General features: G+C 72.1%; 19 protein-coding genes. 8 read left to right on the top strand and 11 right to left on the bottom strand.

The window, feature by feature from the left end; all coding sequences use genetic code 11:
- Positions 1 to 57: 57 nt before the first annotated feature.
- On the bottom strand, positions 58 to 1,215 hold the full coding sequence (locus tag SMA5143A_RS28365; RefSeq protein WP_107465658.1) for a hypothetical protein: 1,158 nt from the start codon (positions 1,213 to 1,215) through the stop codon (positions 58 to 60).
- 202 nt (positions 1,216 to 1,417) lie between these two features.
- Here SMA5143A_RS28365 and SMA5143A_RS28360 point away from each other — a divergent pair, with 202 nt between their 5' ends.
- The 4 genes from SMA5143A_RS28360 (at position 1,418) to SMA5143A_RS28340 (ending at position 4,888) form a co-directional block, all read left to right on the top strand.
- On the top strand, positions 1,418 to 2,095 hold the full coding sequence (locus SMA5143A_RS28360) for a hypothetical protein (protein ID WP_107465665.1): 678 nt from the start codon (positions 1,418 to 1,420) through the stop codon (positions 2,093 to 2,095).
- Positions 2,096 to 2,414: 319 nt separating this feature from the next.
- Entirely contained in the window at positions 2,415 to 2,726 is a 312-nt protein-coding gene (locus SMA5143A_RS43485) for a LuxR C-terminal-related transcriptional regulator (protein ID WP_219923611.1), read from the top strand.
- Positions 2,727 to 2,736: 10 nt separating this feature from the next.
- A complete protein-coding gene (locus tag SMA5143A_RS28345) occupies positions 2,737 to 3,798 on the top strand; it encodes a right-handed parallel beta-helix repeat-containing protein (protein WP_107465657.1) in 1,062 nt (353 codons plus the stop codon).
- A 58-nt stretch (positions 3,799 to 3,856) separates the two neighbouring features.
- Positions 3,857 to 4,888, top strand: a complete 1,032-nt coding sequence (locus SMA5143A_RS28340) for a methyltransferase (protein WP_107465656.1) — start codon at positions 3,857 to 3,859, stop codon at positions 4,886 to 4,888.
- 83 nt (positions 4,889 to 4,971) lie between these two features.
- Here the strand turns inward: SMA5143A_RS28340 and SMA5143A_RS28335 are convergent, their stop codons facing one another.
- The 9 genes from SMA5143A_RS28335 to SMA5143A_RS28295 all read right to left on the bottom strand — a co-directional run bounded on the left by SMA5143A_RS28335 (position 4,972) and on the right by SMA5143A_RS28295 (position 14,075).
- Positions 4,972 to 5,304, bottom strand: a complete 333-nt coding sequence (locus SMA5143A_RS28335) for a TcmI family type II polyketide cyclase (RefSeq protein WP_055711346.1) — start codon at positions 5,302 to 5,304, stop codon at positions 4,972 to 4,974.
- A 19-nt stretch (positions 5,305 to 5,323) separates the two neighbouring features.
- A complete protein-coding gene (locus SMA5143A_RS28330; RefSeq protein ID WP_107465655.1) occupies positions 5,324 to 5,803 on the bottom strand; it encodes an SRPBCC family protein in 480 nt (159 codons plus the stop codon).
- A gap of 1 nt (position 5,804) precedes the next feature.
- Entirely contained in the window at positions 5,805 to 6,062 is a 258-nt protein-coding gene (locus SMA5143A_RS28325) for an acyl carrier protein (protein ID WP_099968518.1), read from the bottom strand.
- 41 nt (positions 6,063 to 6,103) lie between these two features.
- The gene (locus SMA5143A_RS28320; protein WP_107465654.1) at positions 6,104 to 7,357 is read right to left on the bottom strand and encodes a ketosynthase chain-length factor; all 1,254 of its coding nucleotides are present in this window, start codon (positions 7,355 to 7,357) and stop codon (positions 6,104 to 6,106) included.
- On the bottom strand, positions 7,357 to 8,622 hold the full coding sequence (locus SMA5143A_RS28315) for a beta-ketoacyl-[acyl-carrier-protein] synthase family protein (protein ID WP_107465653.1): 1,266 nt from the start codon (positions 8,620 to 8,622) through the stop codon (positions 7,357 to 7,359). Before SMA5143A_RS28315 ends, SMA5143A_RS28320 begins: the two co-directional genes overlap by 1 nt.
- Positions 8,619 to 9,047 carry a cupin domain-containing protein gene (locus SMA5143A_RS28310; protein WP_181362047.1) on the bottom strand — a complete coding sequence of 143 codons (429 nt, stop codon included), beginning with the start codon at positions 9,045 to 9,047 and terminating at the stop codon, positions 8,619 to 8,621. Before SMA5143A_RS28310 ends, SMA5143A_RS28315 begins: the two co-directional genes overlap by 4 nt.
- 93 nt (positions 9,048 to 9,140) lie before the next feature.
- Positions 9,141 to 10,298, bottom strand: a complete 1,158-nt coding sequence (locus tag SMA5143A_RS28305) for a SchA/CurD-like domain-containing protein (RefSeq protein WP_107465652.1) — start codon at positions 10,296 to 10,298, stop codon at positions 9,141 to 9,143.
- A gap of 277 nt (positions 10,299 to 10,575) precedes the next feature.
- Positions 10,576 to 12,231, bottom strand: a complete 1,656-nt coding sequence (locus SMA5143A_RS28300; protein ID WP_107465651.1) for an FAD-dependent oxidoreductase — start codon at positions 12,229 to 12,231, stop codon at positions 10,576 to 10,578.
- Between the two features lie 131 nt (positions 12,232 to 12,362).
- Positions 12,363 to 14,075, bottom strand: a complete 1,713-nt coding sequence (locus SMA5143A_RS28295; protein ID WP_107465650.1) for an IlvD/Edd family dehydratase — start codon at positions 14,073 to 14,075, stop codon at positions 12,363 to 12,365.
- A 50-nt stretch (positions 14,076 to 14,125) separates the two neighbouring features.
- Here SMA5143A_RS28295 and SMA5143A_RS28290 point away from each other — a divergent pair, with 50 nt between their 5' ends.
- The 4 genes from SMA5143A_RS28290 to SMA5143A_RS28275 all read left to right on the top strand — a co-directional run bounded on the left by SMA5143A_RS28290 (position 14,126) and on the right by SMA5143A_RS28275 (position 17,673).
- Positions 14,126 to 14,986, top strand: a complete 861-nt coding sequence (locus tag SMA5143A_RS28290) for an IclR family transcriptional regulator (protein ID WP_107465649.1) — start codon at positions 14,126 to 14,128, stop codon at positions 14,984 to 14,986.
- Positions 14,987 to 15,028: 42 nt separating this feature from the next.
- On the top strand, positions 15,029 to 15,889 hold the full coding sequence (locus SMA5143A_RS28285; RefSeq protein WP_107465648.1) for a fumarylacetoacetate hydrolase family protein: 861 nt from the start codon (positions 15,029 to 15,031) through the stop codon (positions 15,887 to 15,889).
- Positions 15,890 to 15,900: 11 nt separating this feature from the next.
- Positions 15,901 to 16,908 carry a zinc-dependent alcohol dehydrogenase gene (locus tag SMA5143A_RS28280; protein ID WP_107465647.1) on the top strand — a complete coding sequence of 336 codons (1,008 nt, stop codon included), beginning with the start codon at positions 15,901 to 15,903 and terminating at the stop codon, positions 16,906 to 16,908.
- A gap of 69 nt (positions 16,909 to 16,977) precedes the next feature.
- Positions 16,978 to 17,673 (top strand): type 1 glutamine amidotransferase domain-containing protein, encoded by a 696-nt coding sequence (locus SMA5143A_RS28275; RefSeq protein ID WP_107465646.1) that lies wholly within the window; start codon positions 16,978 to 16,980, stop codon positions 17,671 to 17,673.
- Between the two features lie 51 nt (positions 17,674 to 17,724).
- On the opposite strand, the gene SMA5143A_RS28270 is transcribed toward SMA5143A_RS28275, so the two are convergent.
- Entirely contained in the window at positions 17,725 to 20,409 is a 2,685-nt protein-coding gene (locus SMA5143A_RS28270; RefSeq protein ID WP_107465663.1) for a LuxR C-terminal-related transcriptional regulator, read from the bottom strand.
- Between the last annotated feature and the right edge of the window lie 124 nt (positions 20,410 to 20,533).

Raw genomic sequence — 20,533 nt, 5'->3', positions numbered from 1 at the left:
GGTGACGGCCCGCACCGGTCGATCACCGTGGCGGGCCGTCGCGGCCGTCGGGAGGCGTCAGCCGCGGATCTCCGTCCACTTCCAGCTCAGGTCCGCGGGAGTGAATCTGGCGACCCAGACATCCCCGTCACTGTCCACGGTGAAGGTGTAGCTATCGTCCGCCACGCTCCGAGAGCCCAGTTCCCTCCTCAGGTCGGCGTTCGCCGGCGTCCTCGTCCCGTACCAGGGGGCGGACGGCATGTGCCCGTTGACGGTGTTGCTCAGCTTTCCGTCCTTGCCCAGGAGGGTGACCTGTTCGCCGCCGGGGATCGGCACGGCGCCTCCTCCGCTGTGCACGGCCGGCCGGGAAGCGGGGGCGGCGAACTCCTTCCACGCCCCGCTCCCCGCCGCCGCGTCCCAGGACACGCGCCAGACGCGAGCGTCGTTGGACTGGAGGAAGACGACCAGTTCGTTCTGCTCCTTGTAGGTGATGACGCCGAGGGGGGACCAGACGGGGTCGTCCTTCCGCGCCGTGCCCCAGGAGGTCCACACCCACTTGCCGTCGGTTGTCTTGTGCACGGACCACAGGACGTTCCGATTGCTGATCGTGAAGGCGTAGGCGCCTTCGTTGAACGTCCCGACACCGACGTCGCTCATCAGCAGGTCACCCTCGCCGTTGGGCATCTTGCCCATGTCCTCCGGAACCCAGCTCTGGCCGTTGTGCTTGTACTGCCAGAGACGGCCGCTGTCGTCCCTCGCCACCACGAACCGTGCTCCCTTGCCGTCCACGCCGGTCCCGACGGCACCGTTCAGCGCCCTTGAACCCTGGGGGCGGACGAGCTTCGTCCATCCGTAGCTCGCACCGTCGTGCCGGAACTGCCACAGGTTGCCGTCGTCGCCGACCACGTAGGCCCGGACGCCCTGGTCGACCCCCACCGCGCCGGCGCCCGCCACGATGGCGACATTGGCGGGGGTGCCCCGGTTGGTCCTGGTCCAGTAGGAGCCCAGCCGTTCGAACTCCCACAGGGAACCGTCGTCGTCGACGACGAACTCGACCGGCCGCTTCACACCGTCGACGCTGACGACCGTGGCCAGTCCGACCTGACGGCCATCGGTGAAGTTCACGTCGTCGGCGCTCGCCGTGGGGGCGGGTGCCATGAGGCACGCGGTCAGCATCGCGAGCGTCGCGGGGGCGAGTGCGGGACGCAGTCGTGCCGTCCGGTTCCTGAGGGCCATGTCGTCTCCTCCGTCGTGGGTGCCGGTGGGTACCGGCTGTGGACCCACGGTAGGAATCGGGCGGGTCAACGCCGCTGGAGCCGTTCTGTACCCGCCGTACCCGCTGTGACCTGCACAGACGCCCTCGACCGGAAAAAATGGGAAGAGGCGGCGGCAGGAAGGGCGGCGGGCCGTGGCGCTCGCGGTGCGGGAGACTGGGCCCGTGCCCCCTCCGACCTCACTCGCCACCGCCGAAGAGATACACGGCCACCTTGTCGACCAGCTCAATCTCGCGCTGCGCCGCCCCGGGATGTACGGAGGTGAACTCGCTGTGCGGATCCTGCTCGACCACCTGCTGTTCGTCGAGCGCCGGCCCGACGCGTTCGCTCAGCAACGGCGGGAATGGGAGGAACGCGGGCTGTGGTCGGCTGTCGGCGTGTCCGGGGCCTTCCGTGACGTGATCCCCGGGCGGAGCCACGACTGCGATGTGGCGTCGGTCTATGCGGAGTTCGCGCTGCGGCGGGGATGGCTCAAGTCCGATCGGGTCCTTGCCAAGGAGGATCACGACGCTCTCAGGGGCCGGGTCCGGCGGTGGGCCGCGCAGGACCGCACCTGGGCGGACGTGACGGCGGAGTTCGGTGCCCCGTCCGTGCTGTTCGGAGGCACCAATCCCCTGTACGGGAAGACGCTGGGTTATCTCAGCGAAGACCCGAGTCAGCCGATGGTGGTCTTCCACCTGTGGAACGGCGCCGCCGGGGCCGACACCCGGCCGCCCGAACACGAGCAACCCCTTCTTCTCGCGGTCCGCTTCGGCGACGGCCCCTTCCGTCGGTCCGTCACCTTCACCCCGGCCGGCGAGCGGAGGAAACCGACGACCGCGGAGCCCTGTCCGCCGCGGTAGGCAGCCGGGGACCCGTGCGTGAAATCCGCCCGGGTGCCCCATTCCGTGACACACGACTCGGTGATGGCCTCCGCGACGACCGGATGCAGATCCGCAGATCTGCTGCGCCGTGCCGTCACCCTCGCCGAACTGCACCCGCGGCCGACCGTGCTCCTCCTCGGCCTGCTGTACCCGGCGGACCGGGCCCGCGAGGTGGTGGACGAGGAGCCGGTGAGCGCCTACGCGAAGCGGCGACTCGAGGAGAGCGAGGCTGGGCCGCGTCGGTGCCCGTACCGCCGTACGCTCAGGTGTCCTCGCGGAGGAACTGACCGACCGCGAGTTGTCGATCCTGCGGGCGCCGCAGGGGCCGGCGACCCAGTGGGAGATCGGGGCGGCGCCGTTCCTGTCCATCAACACGGTCAAGGCGTACAACACGAGCCTCTACCGCAAGCCCGGCGTCGCCTCCCGGCACGACGCCGTCACAGCGGCCCCTCCCCGTTACCGGTACACGCCGCGCGCCATCGCGCACAAGCTGTCGACAGCGCACCGCTTTCACGATGCGGTCGTCCAGCGTCTGTCAGCGCGGGCCTCGCCGTTGAGTGACACGCCACCGGATGGTCTATCCGGCCTGTTCACCGGCTCAGCGAAATAACGTGCTAAATATGAAGAAATCCTCTTTCACCTCCCTGGTGTGCACCGCAGCGGTCATCGGCACAGGACTCGCGGCCGCCCCCTCGGTCGCCGCCCATCACAGGATCCACGTGGTCTTCCCCGGGAAGTCGATCCAGAAAGCGGTGGACGCCGCGAGGCCGGGAGACACCGTTCTCCTGGCCTCCGGCACGTACCACGAGAGCGTCACGGTGACCACGCCGCGGATCACCCTGCGCGGCATGGACCGCGGCGCCGTCCTCAAGCCGGCCACGAAGAAGGCCGGCGACAGCTGCGCCAAGAGCGGCAACGGCATCTGTGTGATCGGGACGAAGAAGCGCAGTGTCGACGGCGTCACCCTCGCCTCCCTCACCGTCACCGGCTTCACCGGCAGCGGTGTGGTCGCCACCTCGACCGACCGGCTGACCGTGCGCCAGGTGACCGCGACGAAGAACAAGGTCTGGGGCATCGCCCTGGAGCGTTCGGAGCGCAGTGTGCTCCGCGGGAACACCGCCCGCGGCAACGGCGACGCCGGCCTGTTCCTCGCCAACACCATCAAGGCCGAGGAGGGCGCCCAGAACACCCGGGGAGCGATCGTCGAACGCAACCGCGTGTCGGAGAACCGGATCGGCATCACCGTCCGGCGCCTGCGGAACCTCACCGTCGCCGACAACCACATCACCGGCAACTGCGCGGGCGTGTTCGTCGTCGGCGACGAGAACAAGCCGAAGGCCGGCGCGCTGACCGTACGGGACAACCTCGTCGCGCAGAACAACAAGTCCTGCCCCAAGACCGCGCGGCTCGACGCGCTTCAGGGCTCCGGCATCGTCCTGACCGGCACCGAGGACACCCTGGTGACGGGGAACCGGGTCATGGACCACGCCGGCTCCTCCCCCCTGTCCGGCGGCATCGTCCTCTGGAAGAGCTTCGTGGGCGCCCCCAGCGAGCGGAACCGGATCACCGACAACCTGGTGAAGGGCAACGCGCCCGCGGACCTCATCAACACCGACACCGGCAAGGGCAACACCTTCGAGCGCAACTCCTGCCGGGCGTCCAGGCCCGCGGGGCTGTGCTGACCGCCACCACGAGCGCTCAGGGACGGTCACTCATGAACTCGATGAAGGGAAGCGGCGCATGACGACCGCACAGACTGCACCACCGCCGCCGGCCATGCGGCTCAGGGAGCTGGTGTTCGGCGCCGCGTGCGCCGCCGCCATCCGTGCGGCCGCGCGGCTCGGGGTCGCCGACGCCCTCGGTGACGACCCGATGCCGGTGACGGATCTAGCCGCCGCGGTGAAGGCCGAACCGAAGCCGCTGCGCCGGCTGTTGCGGGCGCTGACCTGCTACGGCGTCTTCGCCGAGCAACCGGACGGGACCTTCGTCCACACCGACATGTCCCGGCAGCTGCGCGAGGACGCCCCGGACAGCCTGCACTTCATCGCGCTGTGGTGCACCGAACCCTGGACCTGGGACGCCTGGCCGAGGCTGGACGAGGCGGTGCGCTCCGGCCGGAACGTCGTCGAGGACCTGTACGGGAAGGAGTTCTTCGACTACCTCAACAACGACGCGCCGGAATCGGCCGATGTCTTCAACCGTGCCATGACGACCTCCAGCGCGCAGTCCGCGCGGGACGTCGCACAGTTCCTCGACCTGTCGGGGAGCTCGACCGTGGCCGACATCGGAGGCGGCCAGGGGCACGTGGTGGCGAGCCTGCTGGAGAAGCACCCGTCGCTGACCGGCATCCTGCTCGACCTGCCGCGCGTCGTGGAGAACGCCGACCCGCGGCTGCGGCCGGGCGGCGCGCTCGCGGACCGGATGCGTATCGTCCCCGGGGACTGCCGTACGGCCGTCCCCGCCCGCGCCGATGTGTACATCATCAAGAACATCCTGGAGTGGGACGAGGACAGCACCCGCCGGACCCTGCGCAACGTCATCGAGGCGGGCGGTCCCGGAACACGGGTCATCGTCATCGAGAACCTCGTCGACGACACGCCCTCCATGCGGTTCAGCACCGCGATGGACCTGCTGCTCCTCCTCAACGTCGGAGGGGCCAAGCACACCACCGAGAGCATGGTCGCCAGGCTCACCGACGCGGGCCTCGTCATCGACGACATCCGCCCCGTCAACCCCTACCTGCACGCGTTCGACTGCACCGTCCCCGGGTGACCGCCCCGGTCGCCGGGCACACGGGTGTCGTGTGCCCGGCGACCCGGCGCCACGCCTCGCTCCCACCGGTTCCGGAGACCGGCTCAGGAGGAGGTCTCCCGCTCCCAGCGGTAGAAGCAGTGCGCCATCGCGTCCTTCGGCGAACGCCAGGTCGCCGGGTCGTACGCGGTGACGTACGCCGACAGCCGTTCGCTGACGTCCTGGAACAGGGGGTGCCCGGCCGCCTTGGCGATGGCGGGGCCGGGGTCCCGCTCGGACTCGATGAGGTGCAGGTACACATCACCGAACTGGAAGAGACTGCGGCGGGCGACCCCCACCAGGTGGGGCAGCTCCCCCCGGTCCGACTCCCCGAACACGTCGGCGATGTCGGGGGCGGACCCCGGGGCCATCCGGGCGACGATCAGAGACTGGTGCATCGTGCTGTCCTCCGTCGGATCAGTCGGACAGCGTCGGCACGAGCCGGCGTTCCTTGGCGGCCTGCTCGATACGCTCCCGGATCAGGGCCATCTGGACCTTGGAGTTCCGGTTGATGTTGTCCGTCATCCAGGCGTCGTCGACCGGTGCGTCCGGTTTCATCTCGAAGTCCTGCGTCCACACCATGCGGGTGCCGGCGGGGACTTCCTCGTACTGCCACAGGATGTTCATGTGGGCGAAGGGGCCGGTCTCGATGCGGCGGGCCCGCACGCTGAGGGTGTCGCGGTCGGTCTCCCGCTCCGAGACCCAGGTCCACACGGTGCCGTTCTCGTCGGGGTGCATGGTCAGCCGGAACGTGGTCCGGTTCCCCTCCCGCGAGATGATGTCGGCGGAGGCGTACTCGCTGAACAGCTGCGGCCAGTTCTCGACGTCGTTGGTCATGTCCCAGACCAGGTCGACCGGTGCTCCGATGGTGATCTCGTTCTGCGTGTGTCCGGCCATGTCAGGCTCCCGCGGGAAGTGCGCTGTTGACGGCGTCGAGGAACTGTCGGGGGCTCTTGCTCTTCTCCGAGTCCGGGGGCATCGGCGTCCCGTAGCGCTTCTCCAGCTCGCCCACGATGCCGAGCAGTCCGAGCGAGTCGATGCCGAAGGTGTCGAAGCTGTCGTCGGAACGCTCCCGGAGTTCCTCGGGGGCCACGGTGATGCCGGCGGCCTTCTTCATCAGCTCGGCCAGCTCTTCCGGGGTGATGTTCTCACTCATGCGGTGTCTCTCCTTGCTCCGTGATGTGTGCTGACGAGGCCTCACCGGGAGGCGTCGGTGGCGCCGAGCCGTAGCACCAGCGCCGAGTTCGACCCCATGAGTCCACGGCTGAGGACCAGCGCCGTGCGCAGTTCGGTGGCGCGGGCGTGTGTCGTCACGAGGTCGAGGTCGTGGCAGACGTCGTGGACGTTGGGGGTGGGTGGGATCACGCCGTGCTCCATCGCGAGCACCGCCGCGGCGACGTCCAGGACGGGTGCCGCGCAGTAGCCCCGGCCGATCGCGGTCTTCGGTGCCGTCACCGGGACCCGCCGGCCGTGGGCGCCCAGCGCGTCCGCGATCGCCAGGGCCTCGGCACGGTCCGCCTCCGGTACGCCGAGGGCGTCGGCGAAGACCACGTCGATCTCCTCCGGCGCGCAGGCGGCCTCCTCCAGGGCGCCCCGGATGGCCTGCGCCAGTCCCTCGCGGGACTGCTGCCAGCGGGAGGCGCCGGTGAACGTCGCCGCGTGCCCCGCCAGCGTCGCCCGTGCGGGCGCCCCCCGTTCCCGGGCCGAGGTGTCGGCCTCGACGACGAGCATCGCGCCGCCCTCGGCGGGCACGAACCCGCAGGCCGCGGAGGTGAACGGACGGTAGGCGCACTCCGGGACGTCCTCCGTGCTCAGCTCCTCGTAGCCGAGCTGGCAGACCACCGAGTACGGGGCGAGCGGCGCCTCGGTCGCCCCGGCCACCAGGACGTCCGTGCCGCGTCGTACGGCCCGCGCCGCGTGCGCCAGCGCGTCCAGACCGCCGGCCTCGTCGGCGGCGACCACTCCGCAGGGGCCCTTGAAGCCGCGGCGGATGGAGATCTGGCCGGTGCTCGCGGCATAGAACCAGGCGATGGACTGGTACGGGCCCACGTAGCGGCTGCCCTTGTCCCACAGCTGTTGCAGTTCCCGCTGGCCGAACTCGCCGCCGCCGGAACCGGCCGCGGTGACCACGCCCACCGAGAACGGCGAGGCGTCGGTGTCGGACCGGTTGAGGCCGGCCTCCTCGATCGCCAGGTCGGCCGCCGCCATGGCGAAGTGGGTGAAGCGGTCGGTCTGGACGAGGTAGCGCTCCTCGACCGCCGAGGGCGGATCGAAGTCCCGGATCTCACCGGCCACGCGCAGCGGCAGGTGCTCGCACCCTTCGCGGGTGACCCGGTCCAGCACGCTGATGCCTTCCCTGGTGGCCTTCCAGAAGGTCTCGGTGCTGGTTCCGTTGGGCGCCACCACGCCGATCCCGGTGACGACGGCGCGCCGGGTGTGCGGTTCGCTCATCACGTCTTTCCCTTCGGCCGGGTGAGGACCACCGCGGACTGGAAGCCGCCGAAGCCGCTGCCCACGGAGAGGACGCTGGTAAGCCGCCGCTCCCGGGCCACGCGCGGGACGTAGTCCAGGTCGCACTCGGGGTCCGGGGTCTCGTAGTTCGCGGTGGGCGGGACGACCTGGTGGGCCAGGGCCAGCACACAGGCGACGACCTCGATCGCCCCGATCGCGCCGAGGGAGTGACCCACCATGGACTTGATGGAGCTCATCGGCGTGTCGTAGGCGTGGGCGCCCAGGACCCGTTTGACCGCGGCCGTCTCGTGCCGGTCGTTCTGCTGGGTTCCCGACCCGTGGGCGTTGACGTAGTCGATGGCCGTGCCGTCGAGCCGGGCGTGGTCGAGGGCGTCCTCGATGGCGCGGGCCATCTCCAGGCCCTCGGTGGTCAGGCCGGTCATGTGGTACGCGTTGCCGAAGGTGGCGTAACCGCCGAGCTCGCAGTACACCTGCGCGCCGCGCGCCCGGGCGTGTTCCAACTCCTCCAGCACGAGTACCGCTCCGCCCTCGCCCATGACGAACCCGTTGCGGTCGGCGTCGAAGGGCCGGGAGGCGTGCGCGGGATCGTCGTTGTTCGGGGAGGTGGCCTTGATCGCGTCGAAGCAGGCCATCGTGATGGGGGAGATCGGGGAGTCGGAGGCGCCCGCGATGCACACGTCGGCCCTGCCCTCCTCGATCGTGTGGAAGGCGTACCCGACGGCGTCGAGCCCCGAGGTGCAGCCGGTGGAGACGGTCTGCACCGGCCCGCGCGCCTCGAACCGCTCCGCCACCGTCGAGGCGAGGGTGCTGGGCGAGAACGCCCGGTGCAGGTGCGGACCGGCCTCCCGGTGGTCCACGTCCCAGCGCTGCCCGCCATGGCTGACCAGCACGTAGTCGTGCTCCAGCCGGGTGGTTCCGCCGACGGCGGTGCCCAGGGAGACGCCGACGCGCCAGGGGTTCTCCGCGGCGAGGTCGAGGCCGGAGTCCCGTACCGCCTCCTCGCCCGCGGCCAGCGCGAACTGGATGTACCGGTCGCAGCGCGCGATCTCCTCCGCCGACAGCCCGTGGGCCGACGGGTCGAAGTCGCACTCGGCGGCGATCCGCGAACGCAGCCCGGACGGGTCGAAGAAGGTGATGCCCCGCGTCGCCGTGCGGCCGTTCGCGAGGAGATCCCAGAACGCCGGTATGCCGATGCCGCCGGGGGCGACGACGCCGATGCCGGTGACCGCGACGCGCCTGGTCATGAGCCGACTCGACTTCGCTCGGCGACGCGGTGCCCGCCCTCGTGGGCCGCGACCGGCGCGGCGTCGGTCTCCTCGGTGTCGACGTGGCCGAGCGGCGGGCTGGGGGCCAGCGGGCCGAGGTGGAAGACCAGGCGGGCCTCCACGTTGCCGACGTTGCGGAAGCGGTGCCGTACATGGGCGGGGATCATCAGCCCCTGCTCGGGCAGCAGCGGGTGGGGTTCACCGTCGAGGTCGACCTCCAGCTGCCCGCAGACGACGTAGACGAACTCCTCGGAGTACGGGTGGTAGTGCTCGGCGATGCGGTCGCCGGGCTGCACGATGGCCACACCCATGAAACCGCTGGTGGAGCCGACTGTGGTGGGGGTGAGCATGGCGCGTAGATCGCCACCGCGCCTGGTGTTGGGCTCGATCTCACTGAGATCCACGATCGCGGGACGGCTGTTCGTCACGGCGTTCCTCCGAACTGGTGCTGTGGAAAGACGAGGGAGTGGCTGTCACGGCCCGGGGAGGGACGGCGGTCAGGCGCCGGGCGCGCGGCGGTCGGTCACGAGGCGCATGTGGGCGGCCGTCGCCAGGGAGGCGTGGGCGCCGTCTCGGGGTGCGGAACCGTTCGCGCCGAGGGCTCCCTCGTCGAGGAGCGCCGTCAGCTCGGCCGCCTGGCCGCGGTCCGGGAGTCCGTACACGGCTGCGGAAGCGGTGTCGGCCCCGGCGCGGACGTCGACGAGCCGCACCACGACGTCGTCGCGGTGGAAGATCGTGCTGCGCAGCACCGGTCCGTGCGCGTCGTCCGCGGCCGCCGCGTCCTGCCGGGCGAGCAGTTCCGCCAGCCGCATGCCGCGGCCCTCGCGGGCGGGGTAGTAGTAGGCGCGCCGTTCGGCGTTCCCGCTCTCCTGGCCCGCCGTCACATGGTGCACGGCGGGCAGGGCCGCGCGGGTGAAGAAGAGACGGGCGGACTCCGGGTCGTCGAGGTCCCGGTCCTGCTCCAGATACGGGTTGATGGCCTCCTCGACGGCCCGCACCTCGGGCTGCCGGGCGACGTGCCGCAGTGCGGCGAGCAGGTCGCCCCGGACCTCGATGGCCCGCACGACCCGGTTGCCGTGCATGAACAGGGAGGTGCGGCAGAGCCGGGTGGTGGCGTCGACCTGCGGCTTTGGCGGGTCGTAGTCGGCGAGGATCTTGGCGACGACGTCCTCGCTGCCCGGCTTGACGGTGAAGGTGAGCGCGTGCCGGATCACACCGTCGCCGATACGGGGTGACGCCTGGAGGCGACGCTGCCCGGACGCGGCCTCGGCCGCCGGGCCGCCGGTCTCCCGGACGATGTGGAAGCGCAGGGACCGGGTGTCGCGGACGCAGCTGTGCAGCGGCTCCACCATCCGTACGTGTTCCTCGCTGTTGACCCAGGTGAGGAACGGTGGGGCGCTCTCCCACTCGCTCGTGATGAGCCATTGGGAGGGGTTCTCGATGGACTGGCACAGCTGGTCGCTGACATGTCCGGGGACGGACGCGACCTGGTTGCACAGGCCCTCGTACGCCTCCAGGAACTGCTGCTGGGCGCCGTCGTGGACGTCGACCAGCAGGACGACCCGCAGCCGGGAGCCGTCGAACACGGACTGGGAGACGCGCTGCGATGCCGGTGACGCCGGCGGTTCCGAAAGGCGGTCAGATGTGGTGGTCATCCTGCGCACTTCTCCTTCATGGGCGGAGGCGGACGAATGTCGGTTTCTCGATCCTGTGCCCGGCTCGGGAAGCGCGCGACTCGTGTGATCTGCCCAGGTGACCGCCATCCGCTCGACGCGGAAGGCGGGGCCCGCGGGCGACGGCGGGCGGCCGTCCGCGCCCATGGGAAAGCCGCTGTGGCCGTCACGCGACGAGGGCGTGACGGCTACAGCGGCCGGCGTTCGCGGCACGCCGTCAGGGGGCGGCCGTCTGTGGTGTGGGGCGTCTCTTCGGGTGTCAGAGGGCCAGGACGGTGTCCAGGACCTGGCGCAGGGTCGTCTCGGGGTCCGGGACCCGCTCCGGGGATCGCCAGGCCACGAACCCGTCGGGCCGGACGAGGACGGCGCCGGAGGGGGTCGTGCCGTGGGCGGCCGCCCAGTTCGCGTCGCCGACGGGTGTCAGGTCGGCGTCGGGTCCGTCGCCCAGCCGGTACGACGTCAGGGGGACGGACGTGGACGTGGAGAGTCGGACGGCGGCCTCGTGCCATCCGTTCGGGGCGTCGGCGTCGCTGAGCAGGACGAACGACCGTTCGTAGAGGTCGAGGGTGGAGATCTGTTCGCCCCGGTGGCGTACCGGTACGTGGGGTGCCCTGCTGCCGGGTTCCCCGGACAGGTCGAGGCGTTCCGGTACGGCCGGCGCGGTGGGGTCGGCGCCGACGACGGCGCCCCGCGGATAGCGGTAGCCGAGGGCCACGTTGAGGATGCCGCTCCGGGGGCCGCCGCCCTGCGCGCCGGGGGGTGGGGCGAAACCGGGATGGCTGTGCTCGACCGACCGTGCGGCGGCACGGGCGCTGGTCGCCTCCGCCACCGGGCGGCGCTCCACGTCGTACGTGTCGAGCAGCCCCTCCCCGGCCCAGCCGCCGAGCACGGCGGCCAGCTTCCACGCCAGGTTGTGGGCGTCCTGGATGCCGGTGTTGGAGCCGAACGCCCCGGTGGGGGACATCTCGTGGGCCGAGTCACCGGCCAGGAAGACATGGCCCGAGCGGTAGCGGCGGGCGACCCGCTGGGCGGCGTGCCAGGGGGCCCTGCCGGTGATCTCCACGTCGAGGTCGGCGACGCCGATCGCGCGGCGGATGTGCGCGACGCACCGCTCGTCGGTGAACTCCTCCAGGGTTTCGCCGTGTTCGGGGTGCCAGGGGGCGTGGAACACCCAGTTCTCCCGGTTGTCCACGGGCAGCAGCGCGCCGTCGGCGTCCGGGCTGGTCAGGTAGCAGACGATGAACCGCCGGTCCCCGACGACGCCGGCGAGCCGGCGGGAGCGGAAGGTGATGCTCACGTTGTGGAAGAGGTCCCCGGGGCCGCTCTGCTCGATGCCGAGCTGCTCGCGGACGGGGCTGCGGGGGCCGTCGGCGGCGACGAGGTACTGCGCGCGGATGGTGGTGTGCTCGCCCGTCTCGCGGCTCTTGACCACGGCGGTGACGCCGGAGGGGTCGTCGGTGAACGACATCAGTTCGGTGGCGTAGCGCAGGTCGCCGCCGAGGTTCCTCGCGTGGTCGAGCAGGACCGGTTCCAGGTCGTTCTGGCTGCACAGGCACCACCCGCTGGGGCTGAACCGGGCGAGGCCGCCGCCCGCGTCGATCTCCTTGAACAGCCACTCCCCCGCGTCGCCGACCAGGGTGGGTGTCTGGAGGATGCCGTGGTTGTCGGCCAGCGTGGCGGCGGCCTCCCGGATCCCCGGCTCGACGCCGGCGGCCCGGAACAGTTCCATCGTGCGGACGTTGTTGCCTCGCCCGCGGGGGTGGATGGAGGTGCCGGCGTGGCGTTCCACCAGGATGTGCCGGACCCCCAGCCGGCCCAGGAACAGCGAGGTCGACAGGCCGACGAGGGAACCGCCGACGATGAGGACCGGGACCTGGGGGGTCGTGGGGTCGGTTTGCTCGCCTCGTGGGTTCACCGCTCGCCTCCAGTGCTGCGTGGCCGTCGATTCGGCCGCATGCGGCCGTGCGGTTCATGCATGCCCCGCGGTACGGAGGCCGCGTCACGCTTCACCCGCTAGGGCCCCTGGGCGGTGCGGAGGCCGGGTCGTCAGTGGGACTCCCGGCTCACCTCGGATCCGCTGGAGCCGGTCAGGAAGTCGAGGTCGGCGCCGGTGTCGGCCTGTGTGACGTGGTCGACGTAGAGGCGTTCCCAGCCGCGGCGGGGGGCGGCGTAGCCGTCGATCGTCGCCTTGTCGGGGGTGCGGCGGGCGAGTTCGTCGGCGGGTACGTCGACCTCGATGCGGCGGGCCTCGACGTCGAGGACGATGACGTCCCCCGTGCGGACGAGGGCGAGGGGGCCGCCGGCCGCGGCCTCCGGGGCCACGTGGAGCACGACGGTGCCGTAGGCGGTGCCGCTCATCCGGCCGTCGCAGACACGGACCATGTCGCGGACGCCCTGTTCGAGGAGTTTCCTCGGCAGCGGCATGTTGGAGACCTCGGGCATGCCCGGGTAGCCCTTGGGGCCGCAGCCGCGCAGGACGAGGACGGAGTCGGCGTCCACGTCGAGGTCGGGGTCGTCGATGCGTGCCCGGAAGTCCTCGATGGAGTCGAAGACGACGGCCCGGCCCCGGTGGCGGAGCAGGTGGGGTGAGGCGGCGGCCGGTTTGACGACGGCGCCGTCGGGGGCGAGGTTGCCGCGCAGGACGGCGATGCCGCCCTCGGCGACCAGCGGTTCGGCGCGGGTGCGGATGACCTCGGTGTCCCAGATCCGAGCGTCGTCCAGGTAGGTCACCAGCGGCTCGCCGGTGACCGTCAGGGCGTCGGGGTCGAGCAGGTCGCGGACCTCGCGCAGCACGGCGAGCAGACCGCCGGCGCGGTGCAGATCCTCCATCAGGAAGCGGCCCGCCGGCTGGAGGTCCACCAGGACCGGGACGCGTGAGCCGATGCGGTCGAAGTCGTCGAGCGTCAGGTCGATGCCCAGTCGGCCCGCGATCGCGAGGAGGTGGACGACCGCGTTGGTGGAGCCGCCGATGGCGGCCAGGGCCACGATCGCGTTGTGGAAGGACCCCTTGGTCAGGAAGGTCCCGGGCCGCCGGTCGGCGGCGACCATGTCCACCGCGAGGCGGCCGGTGTGGTGCGCGGACTTCAGCAGCCGGCTGTCCGGGGCGGGGGTGCCGGCCACGCCGGGGACCACGGTGCCCAGGGCCTCGGCGACCAGGGCCATCGTCGACGCCGTACCCATCGTGTTGCAGTGGCCCCGGCTGCGGATCATCGCCGACTCGGAGCCGAGGAACTGCTCCTGGGTGAGCGTGCCCGCGCGGACCTCCTCCGACAGCTGCCACACGCCGGTGCCACAGCCCAGCAGGCTGCCGCGGAAGGTGCCGTTGAGCATGGGGCCGCCCGGGACCACCACCGCGGGCAGGTCCACCGACGCGGCGGCCATGAGCAGGGAGGGGATCGTCTTGTCGCAGCCGCCGAGGAGGACGACGCCGTCGATGGGGTTGGCCCGCAGCATCTCCTCGGTGGCCATGGCCGCCATGTTGCGCCACAGCATGGCGGTGGGCCGCACGTTCGTCTCCCCCAGCGACACCACGGGCAGGTCCAGGGGGATGCCGCCGGCCTCGTAGACGCCGTTGCGGACCGAGGCGGCCACCTCGTCGAGGTGGGCGTTGCAGGGGGTGAGGTCGGAGGCGGTGTTGGCGATGGCGATCTGGGGCCGACCGGTGAAGGCGTCGTCCGGCACGCCCCTGCGCATCCACGCCCGGTGGATGTAGGAGTTGCGGTCCTGCCCCTCGTACCACTGCGCGCTGCGGAGCCTCACGATCGAGCCCTTTCCATTAATCGGTACAACGATCTACAGTCTGGAACGCCATGCAGGATACGCAGACGAACGACGAATCGACAGACCCCTCCCAGATCGGCGCGACCGGGACCGGGGTCGGCGCGACCGGGGACGGCGCGGCCGGCCCGGAGGGTGGCCGTCTCGTGGGCTCGGACCGGGTGCTCGCCGTGCTCAAGGAGCTGGCCCGGTATCCCGACGGGGTGGGTCTGGACGAGCTGACCCGGGTGATCGGCAGTCCCAAGCCGACCGTGCACCGGGCGCTGGGCGCCCTGCGCCGGGCCGGTCTCGCCGACCAGGACGACAGCAGCCGCTATGTGCTCGGGGACGAGTTCCTGCGCATGGCGTTCGCGCACCACGAGGCACGGCCCGAGCACGTCCGGGTCCGTCCGGTGCTGGAGGCGCTGGCGCACCGGTTCGGGGAGACGGCGCACTACGCGGTGCTGGACGGCCGGGAGGTCGTCTACCGCGCGAAGGTCGACCCGCCCACCGGGGCCGTCAGGCTGACGTCGACGATCGGCGGCCGCAACCCCGCCCACTCCACGGGCGTCGGAAAGGTGCTGCTCGCCCAGGAGTTGACATCCCTGGCGGAGGTCCGGGCGTGGATCGGCGACGTGCCGCCCGAGCGCCGGACGCCCCGGACGCTGTGCACGGCGGCCGACCTGCACACCGCGCTCGGGGCGGCCGCCGTCCAGGGCTACGCCTGCGACGACCAGGAGAACGAGACCGGTGTGCACTGCCTCGCCCTGCCCGTGTACCTCACCTCGCCCACGGCTCCGTCCGGCGCGGTGAGCATCAGTGCCCTCGCCTATCGGACACCCCTGACCGCCCTGGTGGACGCGCTCGACGAGATCCGGGCGCTGCTCGGTCCGCTCGCCCGGCCGCACTCCTGACCCGCCCCCGCTCCCCCGCCGCCCCACCCTGGAGACAACCCCGTGTACCTCATGCGCATCGGCGCCCCCGGCGCCGAGAAGCCCGTCGCCCGCATCGACGACGAGACGTATGTCGACCTCTCCGACACCGTCACGGACTTCGACGAGCGCTTCTTCGGCTCCGGCGGCCTGGACCGCGTACGCCCCCTGGTGGCCGAACGCGTGGCCGCGGGCCGCGTGGCGCGGTTCGCCGGGGAGCGCGTCGGCGCCCCCTTCGCCCGCCCGCACCAGATCCTGTGCATCGGCCTCAACTACCGTGACCACGCGGCCGAGAGCGGCATGCCGGTGCCGGACGAGCCGATCCTGTTCACCAAGTCGCCCAACACCCTGATCGGCCCGAACGACGACGTGCGCGTCCCGCGCGGCTCGACGAAGACGGACTGGGAGGTGGAGCTCGGCATCGTCATCGGCCGCCGCACCTCCTATCTGGAGTCGGTCGAGGAGGCCCGTGAGGCGATCGCCGGCTATGTGGTCGTCAACGACGTCAGCGAGCGCGGCTTCCAGCTGGAGCGGGGCGGCCAGTGGGCCAAGGGCAAGTCCGCCGAGACGTTCAACCCGGCGGGGCCCTGGCTCGCCACCGCCGACGAGATCGACGACGTCCTCGCGCTCGACATGTGGCTGGACGTCAACGGGGTGCGGCGGCAGACCGGCAGCACCCAGACGATGATCTTCGACCCGTACTTCATCGTGCACTACCTCAGCCAGTTCCTCGTGCTGGAGCCCGGCGACCTCATCAACACCGGCACCCCGCCCGGCGTCGGTATGGGCCTGACCCCGCCCACCTACCTCCGGCCCGGTGACGTGATGGAACTGGGCATCAGTCACCTCGGAACCCAGCGGCAGCGTGTCGTGGCGCCCCGGTGAGCCGTCGCCCCATGCGTGCCTTCGTGCTGACCGGCCCCGGCGCGTACGAGGTGCGGGAGGTGCCCTCGCCGGTGGCGGGCCCCGGTGAGGCCGTGGTCGACGTCGAGCGGGTCGGCGTGTGCGGCACCGACGTGGAGTTCTTCACCGGCGAGATGGCCTACCTCCATCAGGGGCACGCCGCCTACCCCCTCCGGCCCGGCCACGAGTGGTGCGGACGCGTCACGGCGGTGGGGGACGGTGTCGACCCCGGTTGGATCGGCCGCCGTGTCATGGGCGACACGATGCTCGGCTGCGGCGGCTGCCGCCGCTGTCTGCGGGGGCGTCGGCACGTGTGCGAGGCGCGGCAGGAGGTCGGCATCCGCGGCGGGCGGGACGGAGCGCTGGCGGAGCGGCTCGTCGTCCCGGCGTCCTCGCTGCACGCACTGCCCGACTCCGTCGACGCCGTCCTCGGCGCGCTCGTCGAACCGGGCGGCAACGCCCTGCGTGCCGCGCGGGCCGCAGCGCCGGGCCCCGGCGACCGTGCCCTCGTCCTGGGCCCGGGGACCATCGGCCTGCTGACCGCGATGTTCCTGCGTGCCGCCGGTGCCGAGGTCCATCTGATGGGGGCCACCGAGGGCTCCCTCGCCTTCGCCCGCGGCCTGGGCTTCGCGCACGTCTGGACGGAGGACTCGGTGCCCGACCTGCCGTTCGACGCGGTCGTGGACGCCTCGAACGCCGCCCCGCTGCCGGCGAGGGCCCTGGAACTCGTCGAGCCGGGCGGCCGCCTCGTGTACATCGGGCTGGCCGGGGAGCCCAGTCCCCTCGACACCCGCGCCCTCGTCCTCAAGGACGTCACGGCGGTCGGCATCCTGTCCGCGTCCCCCGGTCTCGACGCCACGATCCGCGCGTACGCCGACGCGACGGTCGACCCCGCACCGCTCGTCGCCGCGACCGTGGGCCTCGACGAGGTCGGCCCCGTCCTCGCCGGCCGGCGCCCGTCCGGCGCGGGACCCGGGCCGAAGATCCATGTCACCCCGTGATGCGGGGTACGGCGTGGTAGGACGAACCGAACAACCCCCACGCCCCTCACGTCCGACAGAAGGAAGCACATGTCCCCCACGCATCGCATCCTCGTCATCGTCACCAGCACCGGCGAGTACGAGACGGTCGGCTACCGCACCGGTCTCTGGCTCGGTGAGCTGACGCACTTCTACGACGTCGCCGAGCAGGCCGGGTACGACATCACCATCGCCAGTATCGACGGCGGGCCCGTGCCCCTCGACCCCGAGAGCCTCGCCCACGGCGTCCTCGGCGACCTCGGCACGGACAAGCGCTACACCGACCGCCGGTTCATGGACAAGCTCAAGGACACCATGGCCGTGTCCGAGGCCGACGCCGAGGACTACGACGCCATCTACCTCACCGGCGGCCACGGCACCATGTTCGACTTCCACCAGACCCCGGCACTGGGCGCGCTCATCGCACGGTTCCACGACACCGGCCGCATCGTCTCGGCCGTCTGCCACGGCCCCTGCGGACTCCTCGACGTCACCCTGAGCAGCGGCGAACCCCTGGTCAAGGGCAGGAACGTCACCGGCTTCTCCTGGCAGGAGGAAGAACTCGCCCAGCGCGCGAACGCCGTCCCCTACAGCCTGGAGGACCGGCTCAAGGAACTCGGCGCGTCCTACACCACCGCCGAGAAGCCCTTCGCCCCGCACATCGTCGAGGACGACCGCCTCATCACCGGTCAGAACCCGGGCAGCGCCAAGGGAGTCGCCGAGGCGGTGGTCCGGCGCCTGGGCTGAGCTCACCCCTGGCGTCCGGGCCGAGGGCGCACCGCGAGGGCATCGGGACCGTCACAGCAACCGGAGTTCGCGGGCGCGGCGCACCGCGTCGTTGCGGCGGTTCACGGCCAGTTTGCGGTAGGCGCTCTTGAGATGGGTCTTCACGGTGTTCACCGACACATACAGATCGGCGGCGATCTCCTCCGTCGACATCATCTCGGCGGCCCGCCGCAGGACGTCCCGCTCGCGTCCGCTCAGCTGTTCCACGATCACCGCGGTGTCGTCGGCGGCGGGGGCGGCCTCCGGGTGGGCGGTGCCGGGCTGAAGCCAGCCCGCCGCCAGTTCCCGCAGGGGCGGCGAGGCGAGGAACGGCCGGATCCAGGGGCCCGCCTCGTGGAAGGGCCGGCGCAGTTCGTCGCGGCGTGCCTGGTGCAGGGCCCGCGCGAGGAGCCGGCGGGTGGCGGCGGGGTCGCCCGCCCGGTACGCGGCCTGCGCGCGGACCAGGGTGGCGCGGACGGACACCGCGGGGCCGGCGCGCTCCTCCGGGTGCGCCCCGTCGAGAAGGTCGAGCGCCGCGTCGGGCCGGCCGGCCGCCAGCTGGGCGCGGGCGGCGCCCACCGCGCACGCCGGCTGGTCCTCGGGCAGTGACCGGAGCAGTTCCACGGCCTCCTCGGGCCGGCCCTCGGCGAGGTGGACGTCGGAGGTGATCAGCGTGGTGCACGCCTCGGCCCAGGGGGAGGCCACCTCGGCGGGGACGGACGACCGTACGGCTCGCAGCGCCGCCCGGGTCCGGTCGCGTGCCAGCAGCAGACGCGCGGTCGTGAGGGCCTGACCGGCGTCCAGCACCGGGTCGCGCAGCACGGACTCGGAGCCCTCCACGGTCTCCAGGAGGGACTCGGCGGAGGCGAGGTCGTCGCGGTCGACGGCCACGGCGGCCAGGACCAGTCGTCCGACCCCGCAGCCGGACGGCTGCGGCGTTCCGCACCGCTCGGCCGCGGCCGTCGCCGCGCGCGCGGTGCGCTCCGCCCGGCCGGTCCAGCCGTTCAGACAGTCGATCAGCGCGAGGCGGCCCAGGCAGTCGGCGCGCAGGAGTTCGGTGGCCGCCCCGCCGGCGGCGTCGGCCACCGAGGCGAGGGCGGTACGGGCGTCCTCGAAGCGGCCGGCCCACAGCAGGGCCGAGCCGAGATGGGCCACGAGCTGCGCGGTGAGTTCCGGATGCTTCTCCAGCAGGTCGGCGGGGATCTGGTTGCTCAGTCTCTCGGCCGCCGCCACCGCCCGGAGCGCCTTGCCGGGCGATCCGGTCTGCCGGGCCACCACGGCCTCCAGCAGGGCGCAGCTCAGCCAGGCGGCCGCGAGGTCGGTGGCGTCCTCCGCGGGACCCCGCGCCACGAGGTTCTCCTCCGCGTGCCGCAGGTGGGCCAGGCCCCGGTCGACGTCGTGCCGGGCCAGTTCGCGGGCCGCGCGGACCAGGTCGGTGGCGGGGCTCGACGCCTCGGGGCCCATCCGGGAGAACAGGTCGGCCAGTTCGTCGGAGCGCAGTCCGGTGAACAGCTGGCCGATGGCGAGGTCGTCGACGAGGACACCGGCGGTGAAGTCCCAGACGCCCGCCGCGGCGCCGTGGTCGAGGGTCTCGGTGAGGGAGCCGGAGTCCCGCAGCCACTCGGCGGCCCTGCGGTGCAGTTCGGGTTCGAGACCGGGCGCGCGCTCATGGAGGTGGGCGCGGAGTATCTCCCCGAACAGCGGGTGGAGGCGGTACCAGGTGTGGCCGAGGTGCTCCACGAACGCGTTGGCGCGGTGCAGCCCGGCCAGGATCGGCTCGGCGTCGAGGCGCCCGGTCAGCGCGTTCGCCAGGTCGGGGCAGAAACGGTCGAGGACGCTGGTCCTGAGCAGCAGGTCCTGCGTCTCGGGTGTCTGCCGCTTGAGCACCTCCGCCAGCAGGTAGTCGGCCATCGGGGTGCGGTCGGCCTCGAACTCCTTGAGGTAGGCCTCCGGGTGCGGGCTCTCGCGTGCCGCGAGGGCGCACAGCCGCAGCCCCGCCGCCCAGCCGCGGGTCCGCTCCACGAGCGCGTCGGCCTCGGCAGGCTGGAGGCGCAGTCCGTGCAGCTTCAGCAGGGTGGCGGCCTCCTCCGGGGTGAAGGCCAGCTCCGCGTCCCTGATCTCGGTGACCTCGCCCGCCAGCCGGTAGCGGTGCAGCGGCAGCAGCGGTTCGGTGCGGGTGACGAGGACCAGGCGCAGCCCCGCGCCCGCGTGGTGCAGCACGAAGTCGAGCTGGTCCGGCACCTCGGGGGCGGTGACCCGGTCGAACTCGTCGAGGACCACGGTCACGGGCCGTTCGCGCGCGCTCAGCGCGGTGGCGAGCCGGGTCAGGGTCGCGGGGTCGACGCGGCGGGCGTCCGAGGGCGGCTCGACCTCGGGCAGCCCCACGCCGCGGAGCCGGAGGGCCTCCAGGAGGTACGCCCAGAACATGCCGCCGACCTGGCCGACGGTGTCGGCGGTGAGCCAGACCACGGGGCCGTCCCACCCGGCCGCCCAGTCGGCGGCCAGCAGTGTCTTGCCCGCGCCGGCGGCGCCCTCCACCAGGGTCAGCGGCGTCCGTCCGGCTTCGTCCAGGCGTTCGACCAGCCGGTCGCGGCGCAGGAAGGTGGTCGGGCGTACCGGTACGGCGAACCGGGTCCGCAGGAACGGGTCGCCCTTGGGGTCGGCCCGCTCAGGGGCTCCTGCCGATGCGTTCTGCTCGACCCCAGCCACGGCGCTCACCACCTGCGTTCGTCAGGTCGTGGACAGGTTGTCCGTCCTCAGCATCCCAGTGTTCGCGCCTACCCGCGCGCTGCGGGGCAGGGGTGCGGCTCGCTAGGGCGTGTTGCGAAAGTCCCGTCTGCCC

This window comes from Streptomyces sp. MA5143a, assembly GCF_900290235.1.
Lineage (GTDB): Bacteria > Actinomycetota > Actinomycetes > Streptomycetales > Streptomycetaceae > Streptomyces.
The sequence above is the reverse complement of the archived record's forward strand: the minus strand, read 5'-3'. Positions and strand labels throughout refer to the sequence as shown.

Excerpts from the sequence above, each read along its gene's own strand:
- SMA5143A_RS28365 (WP_107465658.1), bottom strand. The coding sequence starts at position 1,215 with ATGGCCCTCAGGAACCGGACGGCACGACTGCGTCCCGCACTCGCCCCC.
- SMA5143A_RS28345 (WP_107465657.1), top strand. The coding sequence starts at position 2,737 with ATGAAGAAATCCTCTTTCACCTCCCTGGTGTGCACCGCAGCGGTCATC.
- SMA5143A_RS28340 (WP_107465656.1), top strand. The coding sequence starts at position 3,857 with ATGACGACCGCACAGACTGCACCACCGCCGCCGGCCATGCGGCTCAGG.
- SMA5143A_RS28335 (WP_055711346.1), bottom strand. The coding sequence starts at position 5,304 with ATGCACCAGTCTCTGATCGTCGCCCGGATGGCCCCGGGGTCCGCCCCC.
- SMA5143A_RS28330 (WP_107465655.1), bottom strand. The coding sequence starts at position 5,803 with ATGGCCGGACACACGCAGAACGAGATCACCATCGGAGCACCGGTCGAC.
- SMA5143A_RS28325 (WP_099968518.1), bottom strand. The coding sequence starts at position 6,062 with ATGAGTGAGAACATCACCCCGGAAGAGCTGGCCGAGCTGATGAAGAAG.
- SMA5143A_RS28320 (WP_107465654.1), bottom strand. The coding sequence starts at position 7,357 with ATGAGCGAACCGCACACCCGGCGCGCCGTCGTCACCGGGATCGGCGTG.
- SMA5143A_RS28315 (WP_107465653.1), bottom strand. The coding sequence starts at position 8,622 with ATGACCAGGCGCGTCGCGGTCACCGGCATCGGCGTCGTCGCCCCCGGC.
- SMA5143A_RS28305 (WP_107465652.1), bottom strand. The coding sequence starts at position 10,298 with ATGACCACCACATCTGACCGCCTTTCGGAACCGCCGGCGTCACCGGCA.
- SMA5143A_RS28290 (WP_107465649.1), top strand. The coding sequence starts at position 14,126 with ATGCAGGATACGCAGACGAACGACGAATCGACAGACCCCTCCCAGATC.
- SMA5143A_RS28280 (WP_107465647.1), top strand. The coding sequence starts at position 15,901 with ATGCGTGCCTTCGTGCTGACCGGCCCCGGCGCGTACGAGGTGCGGGAG.
- SMA5143A_RS28275 (WP_107465646.1), top strand. The coding sequence starts at position 16,978 with ATGTCCCCCACGCATCGCATCCTCGTCATCGTCACCAGCACCGGCGAG.